The organism is Streptomyces griseus subsp. griseus, from assembly GCF_003610995.1.
Taxonomy (GTDB): Bacteria; Actinomycetota; Actinomycetes; order Streptomycetales; family Streptomycetaceae; genus Streptomyces.
In genome coordinates, this window is sequence record NZ_CP032543.1 from 1,699,808 (window position 1) to 1,714,478 (window position 14,671).

Annotated in this window: 12 protein-coding genes; 6 read left to right on the forward strand and 6 right to left on the reverse strand. The window is 71.9% G+C overall.

Annotated features, from left to right (window positions below):
• Positions 1 to 47: 47 nt before the first annotated feature.
• Both D6270_RS07875 and D6270_RS07880 read left to right on the forward strand, forming a co-directional pair.
• Entirely contained in the window at positions 48 to 245 is a 198-nt protein-coding gene (locus D6270_RS07875) for a hypothetical protein (protein ID WP_109166077.1), read from the forward strand.
• A gap of 157 nt (positions 246 to 402) precedes the next feature.
• Complete coding sequence (locus D6270_RS07880; protein WP_109166076.1) at positions 403 to 1,836, forward strand: hypothetical protein; 1,434 nt, start codon at positions 403 to 405, stop codon at positions 1,834 to 1,836.
• A gap of 81 nt (positions 1,837 to 1,917) precedes the next feature.
• On the opposite strand, the gene D6270_RS07885 is transcribed toward D6270_RS07880, so the two are convergent.
• Entirely contained in the window at positions 1,918 to 2,274 is a 357-nt protein-coding gene (locus D6270_RS07885) for a HesB/IscA family protein (protein ID WP_003969624.1), read from the reverse strand.
• 251 nt (positions 2,275 to 2,525) lie between these two features.
• Here D6270_RS07885 and nadA point away from each other — a divergent pair, with 251 nt between their 5' ends.
• Positions 2,526 to 3,704, forward strand: coding sequence for a quinolinate synthase NadA (nadA, locus tag D6270_RS07890; RefSeq protein ID WP_109167549.1), 1,179 nt, complete (start codon positions 2,526 to 2,528; stop codon positions 3,702 to 3,704).
• Positions 3,705 to 3,942: 238 nt separating this feature from the next.
• A complete protein-coding gene (locus D6270_RS07895) occupies positions 3,943 to 6,279 on the forward strand; it encodes a tetratricopeptide repeat protein (protein ID WP_109167548.1) in 2,337 nt (778 codons plus the stop codon).
• 64 nt (positions 6,280 to 6,343) lie between these two features.
• On the opposite strand, the gene D6270_RS07900 is transcribed toward D6270_RS07895, so the two are convergent.
• From D6270_RS07900 to D6270_RS07920, 5 genes are all read right to left on the reverse strand, one after another.
• A complete protein-coding gene (locus D6270_RS07900; RefSeq protein WP_109166075.1) occupies positions 6,344 to 9,499 on the reverse strand; it encodes an efflux RND transporter permease subunit in 3,156 nt (1,051 codons plus the stop codon).
• Positions 9,500 to 9,723: 224 nt separating this feature from the next.
• On the reverse strand, positions 9,724 to 10,437 hold the full coding sequence (locus tag D6270_RS07905; protein ID WP_109166074.1) for a response regulator: 714 nt from the start codon (positions 10,435 to 10,437) through the stop codon (positions 9,724 to 9,726).
• A complete protein-coding gene (locus tag D6270_RS07910) occupies positions 10,434 to 11,738 on the reverse strand; it encodes a sensor histidine kinase (protein WP_109167547.1) in 1,305 nt (434 codons plus the stop codon). Before D6270_RS07910 ends, D6270_RS07905 begins: the two co-directional genes overlap by 4 nt.
• A 161-nt stretch (positions 11,739 to 11,899) precedes the next feature.
• A complete protein-coding gene (gene pspAA / locus D6270_RS07915; protein WP_109166073.1) occupies positions 11,900 to 12,178 on the reverse strand; it encodes a PspA-associated protein PspAA in 279 nt (92 codons plus the stop codon).
• 10 nt (positions 12,179 to 12,188) lie between these two features.
• Complete coding sequence (locus tag D6270_RS07920) at positions 12,189 to 12,971, reverse strand: PspA/IM30 family protein (RefSeq protein WP_109167546.1); 783 nt, start codon at positions 12,969 to 12,971, stop codon at positions 12,189 to 12,191.
• 299 nt (positions 12,972 to 13,270) lie between these two features.
• Here D6270_RS07920 and D6270_RS07925 point away from each other — a divergent pair, with 299 nt between their 5' ends.
• Together D6270_RS07925 and D6270_RS07930 are read left to right on the forward strand one after the other, a co-directional pair.
• On the forward strand, positions 13,271 to 13,870 hold the full coding sequence (locus D6270_RS07925; protein WP_109166072.1) for a DUF3043 domain-containing protein: 600 nt from the start codon (positions 13,271 to 13,273) through the stop codon (positions 13,868 to 13,870).
• Between the two features lie 50 nt (positions 13,871 to 13,920).
• Positions 13,921 to 14,628, forward strand: a complete 708-nt coding sequence (locus tag D6270_RS07930; RefSeq protein WP_109166071.1) for a methyltransferase domain-containing protein — start codon at positions 13,921 to 13,923, stop codon at positions 14,626 to 14,628.
• Positions 14,629 to 14,671: the final 43 nt, after the last annotated feature.

Here is a 14,671-nt window from a genome sequence, read left to right on the forward strand (position 1 = left end):
GATAGTAGGGCTTTCTACCTGAGCGTGACCGTGGTTACGGTGCGGATATGTCGAACCACACCGCATCGCGAGAGTCCGAAGTGAGCCTGGCTGAGCTGCGCGGGGACTGTGCGCGCATGGCTCCGCACTGGTCCGCCCCCGTGAAGACCGTCACCGCGCCGGTGAAGCCGTCGCTCATCCACGGGGTCACGGTGCCGCCCGCGTCGGCGCGGCTGATCGACGCGATGTCCGAGTACGGGGACTGACCGCTTCGGTACGGTCTCCGGCCGGAACTGTACGGGCTCCGCGCCCGGTTCGCCGTCGTAGGGGAACCGCATCCTCCTCCGCTCCGTCCCACCGGTGTCCCCGTCCGGGGGCACGCGGCAGTGAACGCGACGGCAACGCAGTCGAAGGAGCGATCCGGTGAGCACCGAGCGACCCGACAACGACGTGACCGGCCCCCGGCGGCGGCGTCCGCCGCTCGCGGTGGCCTCGGTGGCGGCAGCGGTGCTGCTGGCCGGGGGCGGCGGCGCCTACTGGGCCGCCACCGCTTCCGGCGGCAACGCGGCGGACCGCGACTCCGCCTCCCGCGACAAGGCCCCCGTGCTGGCCCTGGACTCCGTCGCCGAGGCGGGCCCGGCCACGCCCGGCGACCCGAGCACCCCGCCCCCGGGTATCGCCCCCGGTGAACCGGACCCGAACGGTCCGCCCGTGGTCTACCGCGCGGCGGGCCAGCTCCCCGACGGCCCCGCCGAGGCGGCGGTCCACCGCGCCACGGGCACGGTCGCCTCGGCGGAGGTCGCCCGGCTGGCGAAGGCGCTCGGTATCCCGGGGACACCGCGGACCGTGGACGCGTCCTGGGTGGTCGGTGACGAGGACGGGCCCGGTGCGCTCCTGAAGGTCACCAAACAGGCCCCGGGCACCTGGACGTTCGCCCGCACCACCCCCACGAAGCCCTGCGACCCGGGGAAGATGTGCGCGAACCAGAGCCCGCCGGAGGCCGATGGGCAGCCGGTGAGCGAGAAGGCCGCGAAGGCCGCCGCGGCGCCGGTGCTCAAGGCGGTCGGCCAGGACGACGCGGCGCTGAACGCGGGCCAGCTCATGGGCGACGTACGCGTGGTGAACGCGGACCCCGAGGTGGACGGGCTGCCGACGTACGGCTGGTCGACGGGGGTGCGGATCGGCCCTGACGGCAAGGTGGCCGGGGGCAGCGGGCAGCTGAAGGCGCTGGAGAAGGGCGACACCTACCCGGTGGTCGGTGCCGACGAGGCGCTGAAGCAGCTCAACGAGACGAGCGGGGCCAAGGGGGACGGCGGCAAGGACATCGGCGGCTGCGCCACCCCCGTACCGCTGGAGGGCGAGCCCAAGCCCACCGGCCTCCAGTGCGTGCCCTCCAACGGCAAGCGGGCGCCGGTCACACAGACGGTCGAGGACGCCGTGTTCGGCCTGGCCCTCCAGTACGTCGACGGCCGGCAGGCCCTCGTGCCGTCGTGGCTGTTCCACGTCCGGCAGGCGCCGGGCGGGCCGGAGAGCACGGTCACGCAGATCGCGGTGGCGCCGGAGTTCGTCGAGAAGCCCACCGAGCCGATGCCTTCGGGCGACCGCAAGGCCACCTCGTACGCGGCCGACGGCCGGACCCTTGAGGTGACCTTCTGGGGCGGTGTCTGCTCCACGTACACGGCGAGCGCCCAGGAGAGCCCGGGTCAGGTGCGGATCACCATCACGGAGGGGAAGCAGAAGGACGGCGCCTGCATCATGATCGCCAAGGAGCTGAAGCGGACGGTGACGCTGAAGGAGCCGCTGGGCGACCGGACGGTGATCGACGCGGAGAGCGGGGCGACGGTGCCGCGCGGCTGAGCATGCGATGAACCTGCGAGGGCGGCCCCGGGAGTGATTCCCGGGGCCGCCCTCGTACGTACGTTTCCGTGCTCGCAGCGGCTAGCTGAACGAGTCGCCGCAGGCGCAGGAGCCGGTGGCGTTCGGGTTGTCGATCGTGAAGCCCTGCTTCTCGATGGTGTCGACGAAGTCGATGGAGGCGCCGCCCAGGTACGGGGCGCTCATGCGGTCGGTGACGACCTTGACGCCGTCGAAGTCCTTGACGACATCACCGTCGAGCGAACGCTCGTCGAAGAAGAGCTGGTAGCGCAGGCCGGAGCAACCGCCGGGCTGGACGGCGACGCGCAGTGCCAGGTCCTCGCGGCCCTCCTGCTCCAGCAGGCCCTTGACCTTGGCTGCGGCGGCGTCGGACAGGAGGATGCCGTCGCTCACGGTGGTGGTCTCGTCCGATACGGACATCTGCTTCTCTCCCGGGTTGTACGGACTGCTTGCCGACGGTTCAACCGCCTGCGCCGCGGATTCATTCCGGGCCAAGCGCTTGTCTGTTCCTTTTCATGCTCGCACACCCGGCCGCCCGGGGGATGCGTCACATCGACGCTATCGGCATCGTCAAAGTGACACGAAGGAGCTATGATAGATAGCGTCAAATAGACGAAAAGGCGCGTTCGCAGAAGCGCAGAGCAGAACGCAGAGAAGAAAGGGTGCGTGACGTGACCACGGCCCAGCCCCTGGACGTACAGCCGACACCCCTCGCGCTGCTGCTGCTCGGCCGGGAGGCCGACCCGAGGAGCGAGCGAGGCGTCGAGTGCCCCGGCGACCTCCCCTCCCCCTCCGACCCGGACCTGGTCGCGCGCGCCCGCGCGGCGAAGGAGAAGCTCGGGGACAAGGTCTTCGTCCTCGGCCACCACTACCAGCGCGACGAGGTCATCCAGTTCGCGGACGTCACCGGCGACTCGTTCAAGCTCGCCCGTGACGCGGCCGCGCGCCCGGAGGCGGAGTACATCGTCTTCTGCGGGGTGCACTTCATGGCCGAGTCCGCGGACATCCTGACCACGGACGCCCAGGCGGTCGTGCTGCCGGACCTGGCGGCGGGCTGTTCGATGGCCGACATGGCCACCGCCGAGCAGGTCGCCGAGTGCTGGGACGTGCTGACGGAGGCCGGGGTCGCCGATCAGGTGGTCCCCGTCTCGTACATGAACTCCTCCGCCGACATCAAGGCCTTCACCGGCAGGCACGGCGGCACGATCTGCACCTCGTCCAACGCGAAGCGGGCCCTGGAGTGGGCCTTCGAGCAGGGCGAGAAGGTCCTCTTCCTCCCCGACCAGCATCTGGGCCGCAACACGGCCGTGCGGGACATGGGGATGAGCCTGGAGGACTGCGTCCTGTACAACCCGCACAAGCCGAACGGCGGCCTCACCGCCGAGCAGCTGCGGGACGCGAAGATGATCCTGTGGCGCGGCCACTGCTCGGTCCACGGCCGCTTCTCGGTCGAGTCGGTCGAGGACGTCCGGGCCCGCATCCCCGGCGTCAACGTCCTGGTGCACCCGGAGTGCAAGCACGAGGTCGTGGCGGCGGCGGACCACGTCGGGTCGACGGAGTACATCATCAAGGCCCTGGAGGCGGCCCCGGCCGGCTCGAAGTGGGCCATCGGTACGGAGCTGAATCTGGTACGCCGCCTGGCGAACCGTTTCGCCTCGGAGGACAAGGAGATCGTCTTCCTCGACAAGACGGTCTGCTTCTGCTCCACGATGAACCGGATCGACCTGCCGCACCTGGTCTGGACGCTGGAGTCGCTGGCCGAGGGCAAGCTGGTCAACCGGATCGAGGTCGACCCGGAGACGGAGAAGTACGCGAAGCTCGCGCTGGAGCGGATGCTGGCGCTGCCGTAACCGGGAGCCGCGTCCACCGCCGGAAGCCCCGGTATGCCGCAGGTCGGCGTACCGGGGCTTCCAGGGCTTCCGGCGGTGGACGCCACTTCTCACCCCCTTTCACGCACAGGCTGAATCTTCTCCGTACGACACCCGGCCCCACCTCCCCGTAACTACGCTGCTACTCACCGCAGCGACCCTTCGCAGGGCGGGATCGACAGAGCTGAACGGAATGTACGGCGAGGACGGTGGGGCGGGCATGAGGTACGAGGACCGTGGGACGGGCGTGGGTGTCGAGGCACGTGGGGCGGGTGTGGGGCACCGGAGCGTCGTGGCGGACCCGGGACGGGCGCAGGCGGAGGAAGAGGTACGGAGTCGGCGCGGCGCCGCCGAGCGCGACCCCGCGGCCGGTCTGCCCGGTCTGGCCGAAGCCCTGGGCGGGCTCTCTGCCCGCCGGGCCGGGGCCGGGGACCGTACGGGCTCCCTCGCCTCCGCCCGGGAGGCGGTCGATATCTACCGGTCCCTCGGCGAGGAGCCGCCGGGCGGCTTCCTGCCCGAGCTGGCCGGGGCCCTGCACCAGCTGTCGGACCGGCTCGCCGCCACCGGGGACCGGGAAGGGGCTCTGTGCCAGGCGAAGGAGGCCGCGGGGATCTACGCCGAGCTCGGCATGGAGCGCCCGGACCGCTTCCAGGCGGAGCTGGCGCAGGCCATGGACGCCCTGGGCGAGCGCATCGCCGATACCGGGGACCGGTCAGGCGCCGTGCCGTTCGGGAAGCAGGCCGTACGGCTCCAGCGCGAGCTGGTGGAGGAGGACGGGCCGGGCGCGTCGGTCCCGGCGCTCGCGGAGTACCTGCTGGGGTACGGCGGGCATCTGGCGGGGGCCGGGGAGAGCGTGGAGGCCGTGCCGCACACGGAGGAGGCGGTCGTTCTGTTCCGGGGGCTCGCGGCGGAGGACGCGGAGACCTTCCTCCCCCGGCTCGCCGCCGCTCTGCACGCCCTCGGCAGCCACCGAGGGGAGGTGAGCGACGTCTCGGGGGCGGTCGAGGCGGCCCGGGAGGCGTGCGGGCTCTTCCGTGGACTCGCCACGCGACAGCCGGACGCCTTCCGTTCCGAGCTGGCCACGGCGGTGGAAGGCCTCGCCGGTCACCTCCACAAGGCCGGAGAGACGGAGGCGGGCCTCCGCACGGCGCGGGAGGCCGTCGCCCTGTACCGCGAGCTGGTCGCCGAGCGGCCCGAGGGCTTCCGCCCGGGCCTCGCCGCCGCCCTCCGCACCCTCGCCCGGGGTCTGGCCGAGAGCGAGGACGGCGGCCCGGAGGAGGCGCTGAGCCCGGCGCGGGAGGCCGTCGAACTGCTGCGGCAGCAGGGGGACGCCTTCCTGCCCGAGCTGGCGGACGCGCTCCAGGGGCTCGGGACGAATCTGGAGCGGGTCGATGACGCCGAAGTGGCGGTGGAGGCGTTCTCGGAGGCGGTGGCGCTCCTCCGGTCCCTGGCGCTGGAGGCCCCCGGCACCTCCGCCGGCCCGCTGGTCTCCGCTCTCGACGGCCTGACCCGCGCCCTCGCCCGTACCGGCGAGCACGCGGCGGCGATCGAGGAGTACGAGGAGACCGTCAAGGAGTTCGCCGCGGCCGACCCGGCGACCGCCCGGCGGCTGGGGGTGGAGCGGAGCGCGTTCCTGCTGCGCTGCCCTGACCCCCTGCCCGCGACCGGGGTGGCCGAGCTGGTGACGTGGCTGGACGAGGACGGGGAGAGCGGCGGGGGCGCGGACACCGTGACCGTACGGGCCCGGCAGGCGCTGCGTTCGTACGGTGACATCAAGGCGGTGCACACGGCGTGGGAGGAGGAGACCTTCACCTCCGTACCGGGGTGGCTCGCCCTCACGCCGGAGGCCCTGGAGCTGGTGAGCGCCTGGATGTTCGCGCCCAACTGGCCCCGGTCGCGGGACTTCTGGTCCAAGAACGCCGAGGTGCTGGGCAGGGAGGAGGCGGCGACGGCCCTGGACGAGCTGGCGGTGCTGGACCCGCGCGGGGCGCAGCGGCACGCCCTGCTCCGCGACGCCGTGCTCGTCCACGGGGTGACCGCCGCCTACGATCCGCTGATCCTCTCGGAGCAGCTGGCGGAGTGGCTGGAGTGCGAGGACTGGGCGGAGTCCCGGACCTATCTGGAGGAGCACCCGCGTCTGCTGACCGTCCAGCCGCCCCAGGACACCCCGCTGGCCCATGTCGCCGTGCTCGACATCGGCCGGGCCGAGGGGCTGGACGCCGCCTACCGGCTGGTGGAGGACCGGGAGGCCCTCCAGGCCTATGTGGACCGGTCGTTGGAGGCCGGGGACGGCACGGCGCTGATGCACGGCGGCGGCATCGAGGGGCAGGTCTTCCGCGACCGGCTCTCCTCCCTCACCCACGCCCAGGTGGCGCTGGTGCTCTCGGGCGAGAGCGAGGGCTTCGACCCGGCGGACCTGACCGCGCTGCGGCACAGGTCCGACGAGGAGACCCGGGTCCGGCTGGTGCGGGAGACCACCGCCCTGAGCCTGCGCCACCCCGAACCGCACGGGGAGACCTGGCGCCGGATCATCCAGGCGCTCGGCGGGGACGCCTGACACACCACAGGGGCCCGCCCCGCGCGGGTGCGCGGGACAGGCCCCTGTGGCGTGCGGCGGGCGGCTACACGCCCGAGGGCTCCGTCTCCTTCGCCTCCGCCGGCTCCGGCTGCGCCGGGACGCCCGTCTCGGCCGCGCGCTTCGCGGCCTTCTTCTCGGCTCGGCGTTCCTTGCGGAGTTCGACCATCGCGTACAGCGTCGGGACCAGTACCAGGGTCAGGACCGTGGAGCTGATCAGGCCGCCGATCACCACGACGCCCAGCGGCTGCGAGATGAAGCCGCCCTCGCCGGTGACGCCGAGCGCCATCGGGAGCAGGGCGAAGATGGTCGCGAGCGCCGTCATCAGGATCGGGCGGAAGCGGTGGCGGCCGCCCTCGATGACGGCTTCCACGATGCCGAGACCGCGCGAGCGGTACTGGTTGATCAGGTCGATCAGCACGATCGCGTTGGTGACCACGATGCCGATGAGCATCAGCATGCCGATCATCGCGGGGACGCCCAGCGGGGTGCCCGTGATGAGCAGGAGGCCGATGGCGCCGGTCGCCGCGAACGGGACCGAGACCAGCAGGATCAGCGGCTGGATGAGCGACCGGAAGGTGGCCACGAGCAGCATGAAGACGATCGCGATGGCCGCCAGCATGGCGAGGCCGAGCTGGGCGAAGGCCTCGTTCTGGTCCTCGGTGACGCCGCCGATGGTGGCGGTGGCGCCCTCGGGGAGGTCCAGCGCGTCGATCTTGGAGGCGAGGGTGGTGCTGATCGCGCCGGTGTTGTCGCCGACGGGCTTGGCGGTGATGGTCGCCGCCCGCTGGCCGTCGATGCGGGTCATCGAGACCGGGCCGGGGACCAGCTCCACCGTGGCGATGTCGCCGAGTTCGACCGGGCCGAGCGGCAGGGCCTTCAGCTCGGCCATGGTGGCCGCCGGGCGGGCGGACCTGATGACGACGTCACGCTCGGTGTCGTCCAGCATCGCGGTGCCGGCCGGGGTGCCGCGTACGGCTCCGGCGACGATGCCGCCCAGGGTGGTGGAGTCGAATCCGGCGGCGGCCGCCTTCTCGTTCGGCGTGACGGAGATGCGCGGGACGCTCTGCGCCAGGTCGCTCTGGACGTCGGTGACGTCCTTGATGGTGGCCACCTCGGTACGGACCGCCTCGGCCGCCTTCTTCAGGACGTCACCGTCGGACGCCTTGACCACGACGCTCAGGTCCTGGGAGCCGAAGCCGTCGCCCGCCGCGATGGTGGTGTCGCCGATGCCGTCCAGCTTGCCGAGGGCCTCGGAGATACGGTCCTGGGCGTCCTCGTAGTCCGCCGCGTCCTTCAGCGTGAGCTGGTAGGACGCCTGGTTGGAGCCCGTACCGCCGCCGAAGGCCGCCATGAAGCCGGAGGAGCCGACGGTGACCTGGTAGTCCTTGACGCCCTTGTCGTCGGTGAGGACCTTCTCGACCTTGCGGGCCGCCTCGTCGGCGGCCTGGAGGCTGGTGCCGGGTTCCAACTGCTGCTTGACGGTGAGGACTTCCTGCTCGCCCGCGTCGAAGAAGTTGGTCTTGAGGAGCGGGAGCATGCCGAAGGTGGCGATGAGCACCGCGGCGGCGATGACCAGGCTGGTGACCCGGCGGCGGGTCGCGAAGCGCAGGACGGGGACGTACAGGCGCTGGAGCTTGCTCGCCGCCTCCTTCTCCTCGGCGACGCGGCGGGCCTCCGCCGCGTCCTCGGGGGTGCCCTTGGGGGCGCGCAGGAACCAGTACGAGAGGACCGGGACCACCGTGAGCGAGACCAGCAGCGAGGCCAGGAGCGCGGCGGTGACGGTCAGCGAGAACGAGCCGAAGAGCTGGCCGACCATGCCGCCGACCAGACCGATGGGCAGGAAGACGGCGACGGTGGTGAGGGTGGCGGAGGTGACCGCTCCGGCCACCTCCTTGACCGCGGTGATGATCGCCTCGTGGCGCTCCTCGCCGTAGCCGAGGTGCCGCTTGATGTTCTCCAGGACCACGATCGAGTCGTCGACGACCCGGCCGATCGCGATGGTCAGCGCGCCGAGCGTCAGCATGTTCAGAGACAGGTCGCGGGTCCACAGCACGATCAGCGCGAGGACGACCGAGAGCGGGATGGAGACCGCGGTGACCAGGGTGGAGCGGATGGAGGCGAGGAAGACCAGGATCACCAGGACGGCGAAGACCAGGCCGAGCGCGCCCTCGGTGGTGAGACCGGAGATCGACTTGGAGACGGCCGGGCCCTGGTCGGAGACGATGGTCAGCTCGGCGCCGGCGCCGAGGTCCTTGCGGAGGTCGGGGAGCTTGTCCTGGACGGCGTCCGAGATGGCGACGGCGCTGCCGTCCTTGTCCATCGTGGCCATCACGGCGAGGCTGGGCCGGCCGTTGGTGCGCGTGATGGAGACCGCGGTCGACGGCTCCTGCTCCACCTCGGCGACGTCACCGAGCCGCACCGGCTTGCCCGGTCCGTCCGGGGCGCCGGCCGGGTCCTTGGCGACGACCTGGAGGTCCTCGATCTGCTTCAGCGAGGTGTAGCCGCCGCCGACCTGGATGGTGCGGTTCTTGCCGGCCTCGGAGAAGGAACCGGCCGGGAGCGTGGCGCCGCCCGCCTGGAGCGCCTGGGCGAGCGCGCCCGCGTTCAGACCGGCCGCGGCGAGCTTCTTGTCGTCGGGAACGACGGAGACCTGGAGCTCCCGCACCCCGTCCACCGTGACCTGGCCGACGCCGTCGATGTCCTGGAGGGCGGGGACGACCGTGCGGTCCAGCTGGTCGGCGAGCGCCTGCTGGTCCTTGTCGGAGGTGACGGCGAGGACCACGGTCGGGATGTCGTCCGTGGAACCGGCGATGACCTGCGGGTCGACGGTGGGGGGCAGCTGGGCGCGGGCCCGGTTCACCGCCTGCTGGATGTCGGCGACGAGCTGCTTGGTGCCCTCGTCACCGAAGTCGAAGGTCGCCATGATGAGGGCGTTGCCCTCGCTGGCGGTGGAGGTGATGCCCTCGACGCCGTCGACGGCCTTGAGGGAGTTCTCCAGCGGCTCGACGACCTGCTTCTCCACCACATCGGGGGACGCACCCGGGTAGGGGGCCAGCACCGAGACCATCGGCAGTTCGATGGTGGGCAGCAGCTGTTGCTTGAGCTGCGGGATCGCAATCGCGCCGAAGACGAGCGCGACGATAGAGATCAGCCCGATCAGGGCCCGCTGCGCGAGGCTGAATCTGGACAGCCAGGACATGGGTGGGTCTCTCTTCTGTGGCGTGCGAGACGGATGGGCGGAGAGCGGGGAGCCGGGGCCCGTGACGGGGTCCGTTCCGGGGGTCCGCGCGGGGACAAGCCGCCCGCTTATACGATCTCCGACCCGGATCGCCCGGACGTCGGCCCCCGGACTGCTTTCTCATGCCGCGCATACCGCAGGTGGAGTACGCCGTCTCTCCACCCTCCGCGCCCTGCGGCTCCGCCTCACTCCACCCGGGGGCGTACCAGGCCCGACTCGTACGCGATGACGACCAGTTGGGCGCGGTCCCGGGCCGCCACCTTGGCCATCGCCCGGTTCACATGGGTCTTGACGGTGAGCGGGCTGACCTGGAGCCGCTCGGCGATCCGGTCGTTGGAGTGGCCGCCCGCCACCAGGACGAGCACCTCCCGCTCGCGCACGGTGAGCGCGGCCAGCCGCTCCCCGTACTCCGCGCTGTCCGGCCCCTCCCCCGAACTCCCGCCCTGGGCCAGGAAGGTGGCGATGAGCCCCTTGGTCGCCGCCGGGGAGAGCAGCGCCTCGCCCGCGTTGGCGATCCGGATCGCGTTGAGCAGCTCCTCCGGCTCGGCGCCCTTGCCGAGGAAGCCGGAGGCTCCGGCGCGCAGGGCCTGGACCACGTACTCGTCGACCTCGAAGGTGGTGAGCATGACCACCCGCACCGCGGCCAGCGCCGGGTCGGCGCTGATCATGCGGGTGGCGGCGAGCCCGTCCGTGCCCGGCATCCGGATGTCCATCAGCACCACATCGGCGCCGGTCGCCCGGGCCAGCTCCACCGCCTGGGCCCCGTCGGCCGCCTCTCCGACGACCTCCATGTCGGGTTCGGAGTCCACCAGCACCCGGAACGCGCTGCGGAGCAGGGCCTGGTCGTCGGCGAGCAGCACCTTGATGGGCGGCTCGGAGGTGGTTGCGGACTGTGTCATCGGCGCTCCCCCGTCGTGGCCGCCGGGCCTGGCGGTTCCGGTTCACCCGCGCGGGCCTCGATGGGCAGGATCGCATGGACCCGGAACCCGCCTCCGTAGCGAGGTCCCGCCGTGAGGGCGCCGCCCAGGGCGGTGACGCGTTCGCGCATGCCGAGGAGACCGTGGCCGCCGCCGTCGGGGGCTTCGGTGCCGCCCGCCGGGTCGCCGCCGCTCTCCGTGCCCGGGCGGCGGGCCGCGCTCCCCTGGCCGTTGTCCAGGACCGTGATCTCGGCGGTGGCTCCGACCCGTACGACGCTCACCTCGGCCCTGGCCCCGGCGCCCGCGTGTTTGCGTACGTTGGTCAGGGCCTCCTGGATGACCCGGTACGCGGCCAGGTCGACGGCGGCGGGGAGCCCCGGGCCCCGGTCGGCGCCGGCCACCTCGACGGGGAGCCCGGCGTTGCGGAAGGTGTCCACCAGCCCGTCCAGGACCGCGAGGCCGGGGGCGGGTTCGGTGGGCGCCTCGGGGTCGCCGGACTGGCGGAGCAGGCCGACGGTGACCCGGAGCTCGTTGAGGGCGGAGCGGCTGGCGTCCCGCACGTGGGCGAGCGCCTCCTTCGCCTGGTCGGGGCGCTTGTCCATGACGTGGGCGGCGACCCCGGCCTGCACGTTGACCAGGGCGATGTGGTGGGCGACGACGTCGTGGAGGTCCCGGGCGATCCGCAGCCGCTCCTCGGCGACGCGGCGGCGGGCCTCCTCCTCCCGGGTGCGCTCGGCCCGCTCCGCGCGCTCCCGGATCGCGTCGACGAAGGCGCGCCTGCTGCGTACGGCGTCCCCGGCGGCCGACGCCATCCCGGTCCAGGCGAAGACACCGAGGTTCTCCTGGCTGTACCAGGGCGTGGAGCCGAAGGCCATCGCGGCGACCGTCAGGATCCCCATGGTCAGCAGGCCGACCCGCCAGGTGGTGGGGCGGTCGGTGCGCGAGGCGACGGTGTAGAGCGCGATGACGGTGCTCATCACGACCGGGGCCGGCGGGTCCGTGAAGATGTACTCGGTGGCCGTGAACACCCCGGTCACCGCGAGGACCGCCATGGGGTGGCGCCGGCGCAGGACGAGGACCGAGGCCGCCAGCACCATCAGCAGCATGCTGAAGGCGCCGGGGGTGCGGGTTCCGAACGTCGGCCCGTGCCCCTTGCCCGGGTCAGCGAACGAGCCGCAGATCATCGCGACGAGGACGCAGAACGCCAGGGTCGCGTCGAACGCGAGGGGGTGGTCCCGAAGCCAGCGGCGGGCGCGCGCGAACCCGGAGGGAAGGGTGGTCACGTCCAGCAACGGTACGGCGTGCCGCCCACGGATCCGTCTCCGCGGGGTGCCGATACGACCACGAAACCGTACGGGGAGGGCGGACGCGAACAGCAGTGTGCCCCGCGCCGGCGGACCGGACGCGGGGCACAGATGCGTGAGTGCTGGTGGAGCAGGTACGTCTAGTTCGGGATGAGCCCGTCGTCGCTGAGCATGGCGCGCACCTCTTCGAGGGTCGCGCCGGGCGCCGGCAGGATCAGCTCCGACGGCTCCAGGGAGTCGTCGGAGAGCGGAGTGCCGAGCTCACGCACCTTGTCGAGGAGCGCGTGGAGCGTGGTGCGGAAGCCGGGGCCGTCCCCGCTGTCCATCTCCTTGAGCAGGAGATCGTCCAGCTCGTTCAGCTCGGCGAAGTGACTGTCGGCCAGCTTGACCTGGCCCTCCCCCATGATCCGTACGATCATGACGCCGCCCTCACTGCTTGTCGAACTTGTGCGGGGACTGCTGCGACTGCTGGGTGCCGTCCTGGGCACCGCCCTCGATCGCCTGTTGCGGCGACGAGGAGCCGCCGGCCAGCTCGGCCTTCATGCGCTGCAGCTCCAGCTCCACATCCGAACCGCCGGAGATCCGGTCCAGCTCGGCGGCGATGTCGTCCTTCGCCGTGCCGGTCGGGTCGTCCAGGGCGCCGGAGGCGAGCAGCTCGTCGATGGCGCCGGCCCGCGCCTGGAGCTGCTGCGTCTTGTCCTCGGCCCGCTGGATCGCCAGGCCGACGTCGCCCATCTCCTCGGAGATGCCGGAGAAGGCCTCGCCGATCCGGGTCTGCGCCTGGGCCGCCGTGTAGGTCGCCTTGATGGTCTCCTTCTTGGTGCGGAAGGCGTCGACCTTGGCCTGCAGCCGCTGGGCCGCGAGGGTGAGCTTCTCCTCCTCGCCCTGCAGCGTCGTGTGCTGCGTCTCCAGGTCGGTGACCTGCTGCTGGAGGGCGGCGCGCCGGGACAGCGCCTCACGCGCCAGGTCCTCACGGCCGAGCGCCAGCGCCTTGCGGCCCTGGTCCTCCAGCTTGGACGACTGGCCCTGCAGCTGGTTCAGCTGCAACTCCAGCCGCTTGCGGGACGTCGCGACGTCGGCGACGCCGCGACGCACCTTCTGAAGCAGCTCCAGCTGCTTCTGGTACGAGTAATCCAGGGTCTCGCGCGGATCCTCGGCCCGGTCCAGGGCCTTGTTTGCCTTCGCGCGGAAAAGCATCCCCATACGCTTCATGACACCGCTCATGGGCTTCGCGCGCCCCCTTCTGACGGACTGAGCTCCAGCACTCCCGATAGAACCCACAGTACGGGTCCTGCCTCTATTACCGCACTGTTCGAGTCCCGATGTGCTCCTACCCAAGGACGACTGCCCCCTGCGATCACTCCCGCCCAGGGTGTAGACGACGGTCAGGGAAACCCGTGGTGAACACCCCTTACGCCCCTGTCGGGGTACTTACCAGGACGCCGTCCGTTGCCGGATCGTTCCCGCCCGGGTCCACGAGCCCGTATCCCGACCCCGTACCCTTGGGTTTTGTGTTCCGTAGCCGTGCCAAGACAGAGAAGGCCCCCACCGACAAGGTGACGGCGGACCTCTCCCAGCAGCCCCGCGACCCGCAGGCTCCCAAGGGTCGCCCCACCCCCAAGCGCAGCGAGGCCCAGACGCAGCGCCGACGCGCCGCGTCCAGCGCGCCGACCGACCGCAAAGCGGCCGTGAAGCGCCAGCGCGAAGCGCGCCGCGCCGATCTGGCCCGGCAGCGTGAGGCGCTCGCGTCGGGCGACGAGCGCTACCTCCCGGTCCGCGACAAGGGCCCGGTGCGGCGCTTCGTCCGTGACTTCGTGGACTCGCGCTTCTGCATCGCCGAGTACTTCCTGCCGCTCGCCGTGGTCATCCTGATCCTCAGCGTGATCCAGGTGCAGAACATCCAGACCATCTCGCTGATGCTCTGGATGGGTGTGATCATCCTGATCGTGCTGGACTCGATCGGTCTGTCGATCCGGCTGAAGAAGCAGCTGCGGGAGCGTTTCCCGGACACCCCCAAGCGCGGAGCCGTCGCCTACGGTCTGATGCGCACGCTCCAGATGCGTCGTCTGCGGCTCCCGAAGCCGCAGGTCAAGCGCGGAGAGCGGCCCTGAGCACGGAGACCTCCGGCTCCACCGGCGTACGCGAGACCGTCCGTCAGGAGCTGGTCGCCCGGCAGCTGGACGAGCAGATAGCCGGGCGGTTCCCGGTCGGTCAGCGGCTGCGCGTCCTGGACGTCGGCATGGGCCGGGGTGTGCAGGCGCTGCGGCTGGCGCGGGCCGGTCACTCGGTGACCGGTCTGGAGTCGGACGGCGAGCTGCTGCGGGCGGCCCGCGAGGTCCTGGCGACCGAGCCCGAGGGCATCCGCGAGCGGATGAAACTGATCGAGGGGCACGGCCGGGAGACCGGTGTGCACTTCCTGCCGGGCAGCTTCGACGTGGTGCTCTGCCACGGTGTCCTGATGTACGTCGAGGAGCCCGACCCGATGCTCGCCGGGCTGGCCCGGATGCTGGCCCCGGGCGGTCTGCTCTCGCTGCTCGTACGGAACGCGGACGCGCTGGCGATGCGCCCCGGGCTCGGCGGCGATTTCGGCGCGGCCCTGGAGGCCTTCGACTCCGCGACGTACACGAACGGTCTCGGTCTCACCGTGCGGGCCGACCGCCTCGACGCCCTGCGGGCCACCCTCGCCGGGATCGCCGCCCCGCTGCACGCCTGGTACGGGGTGCGGGTCTTCACCGACAACACGGCCGACGGCACCGAGCTGTCCGCCGATGAGCTGGAGCGGGTGCTGACCCTGGAGGACCGGGCCGGCCGGACCGACCCGTACCGGGGCGTCGCGGCGCTGCTCCACCTGTGCGGGGTGCGCGGCTAGCGGGCGCGGGCCCTCGTTCGGCCCATCAGCACAGGCACCCGAA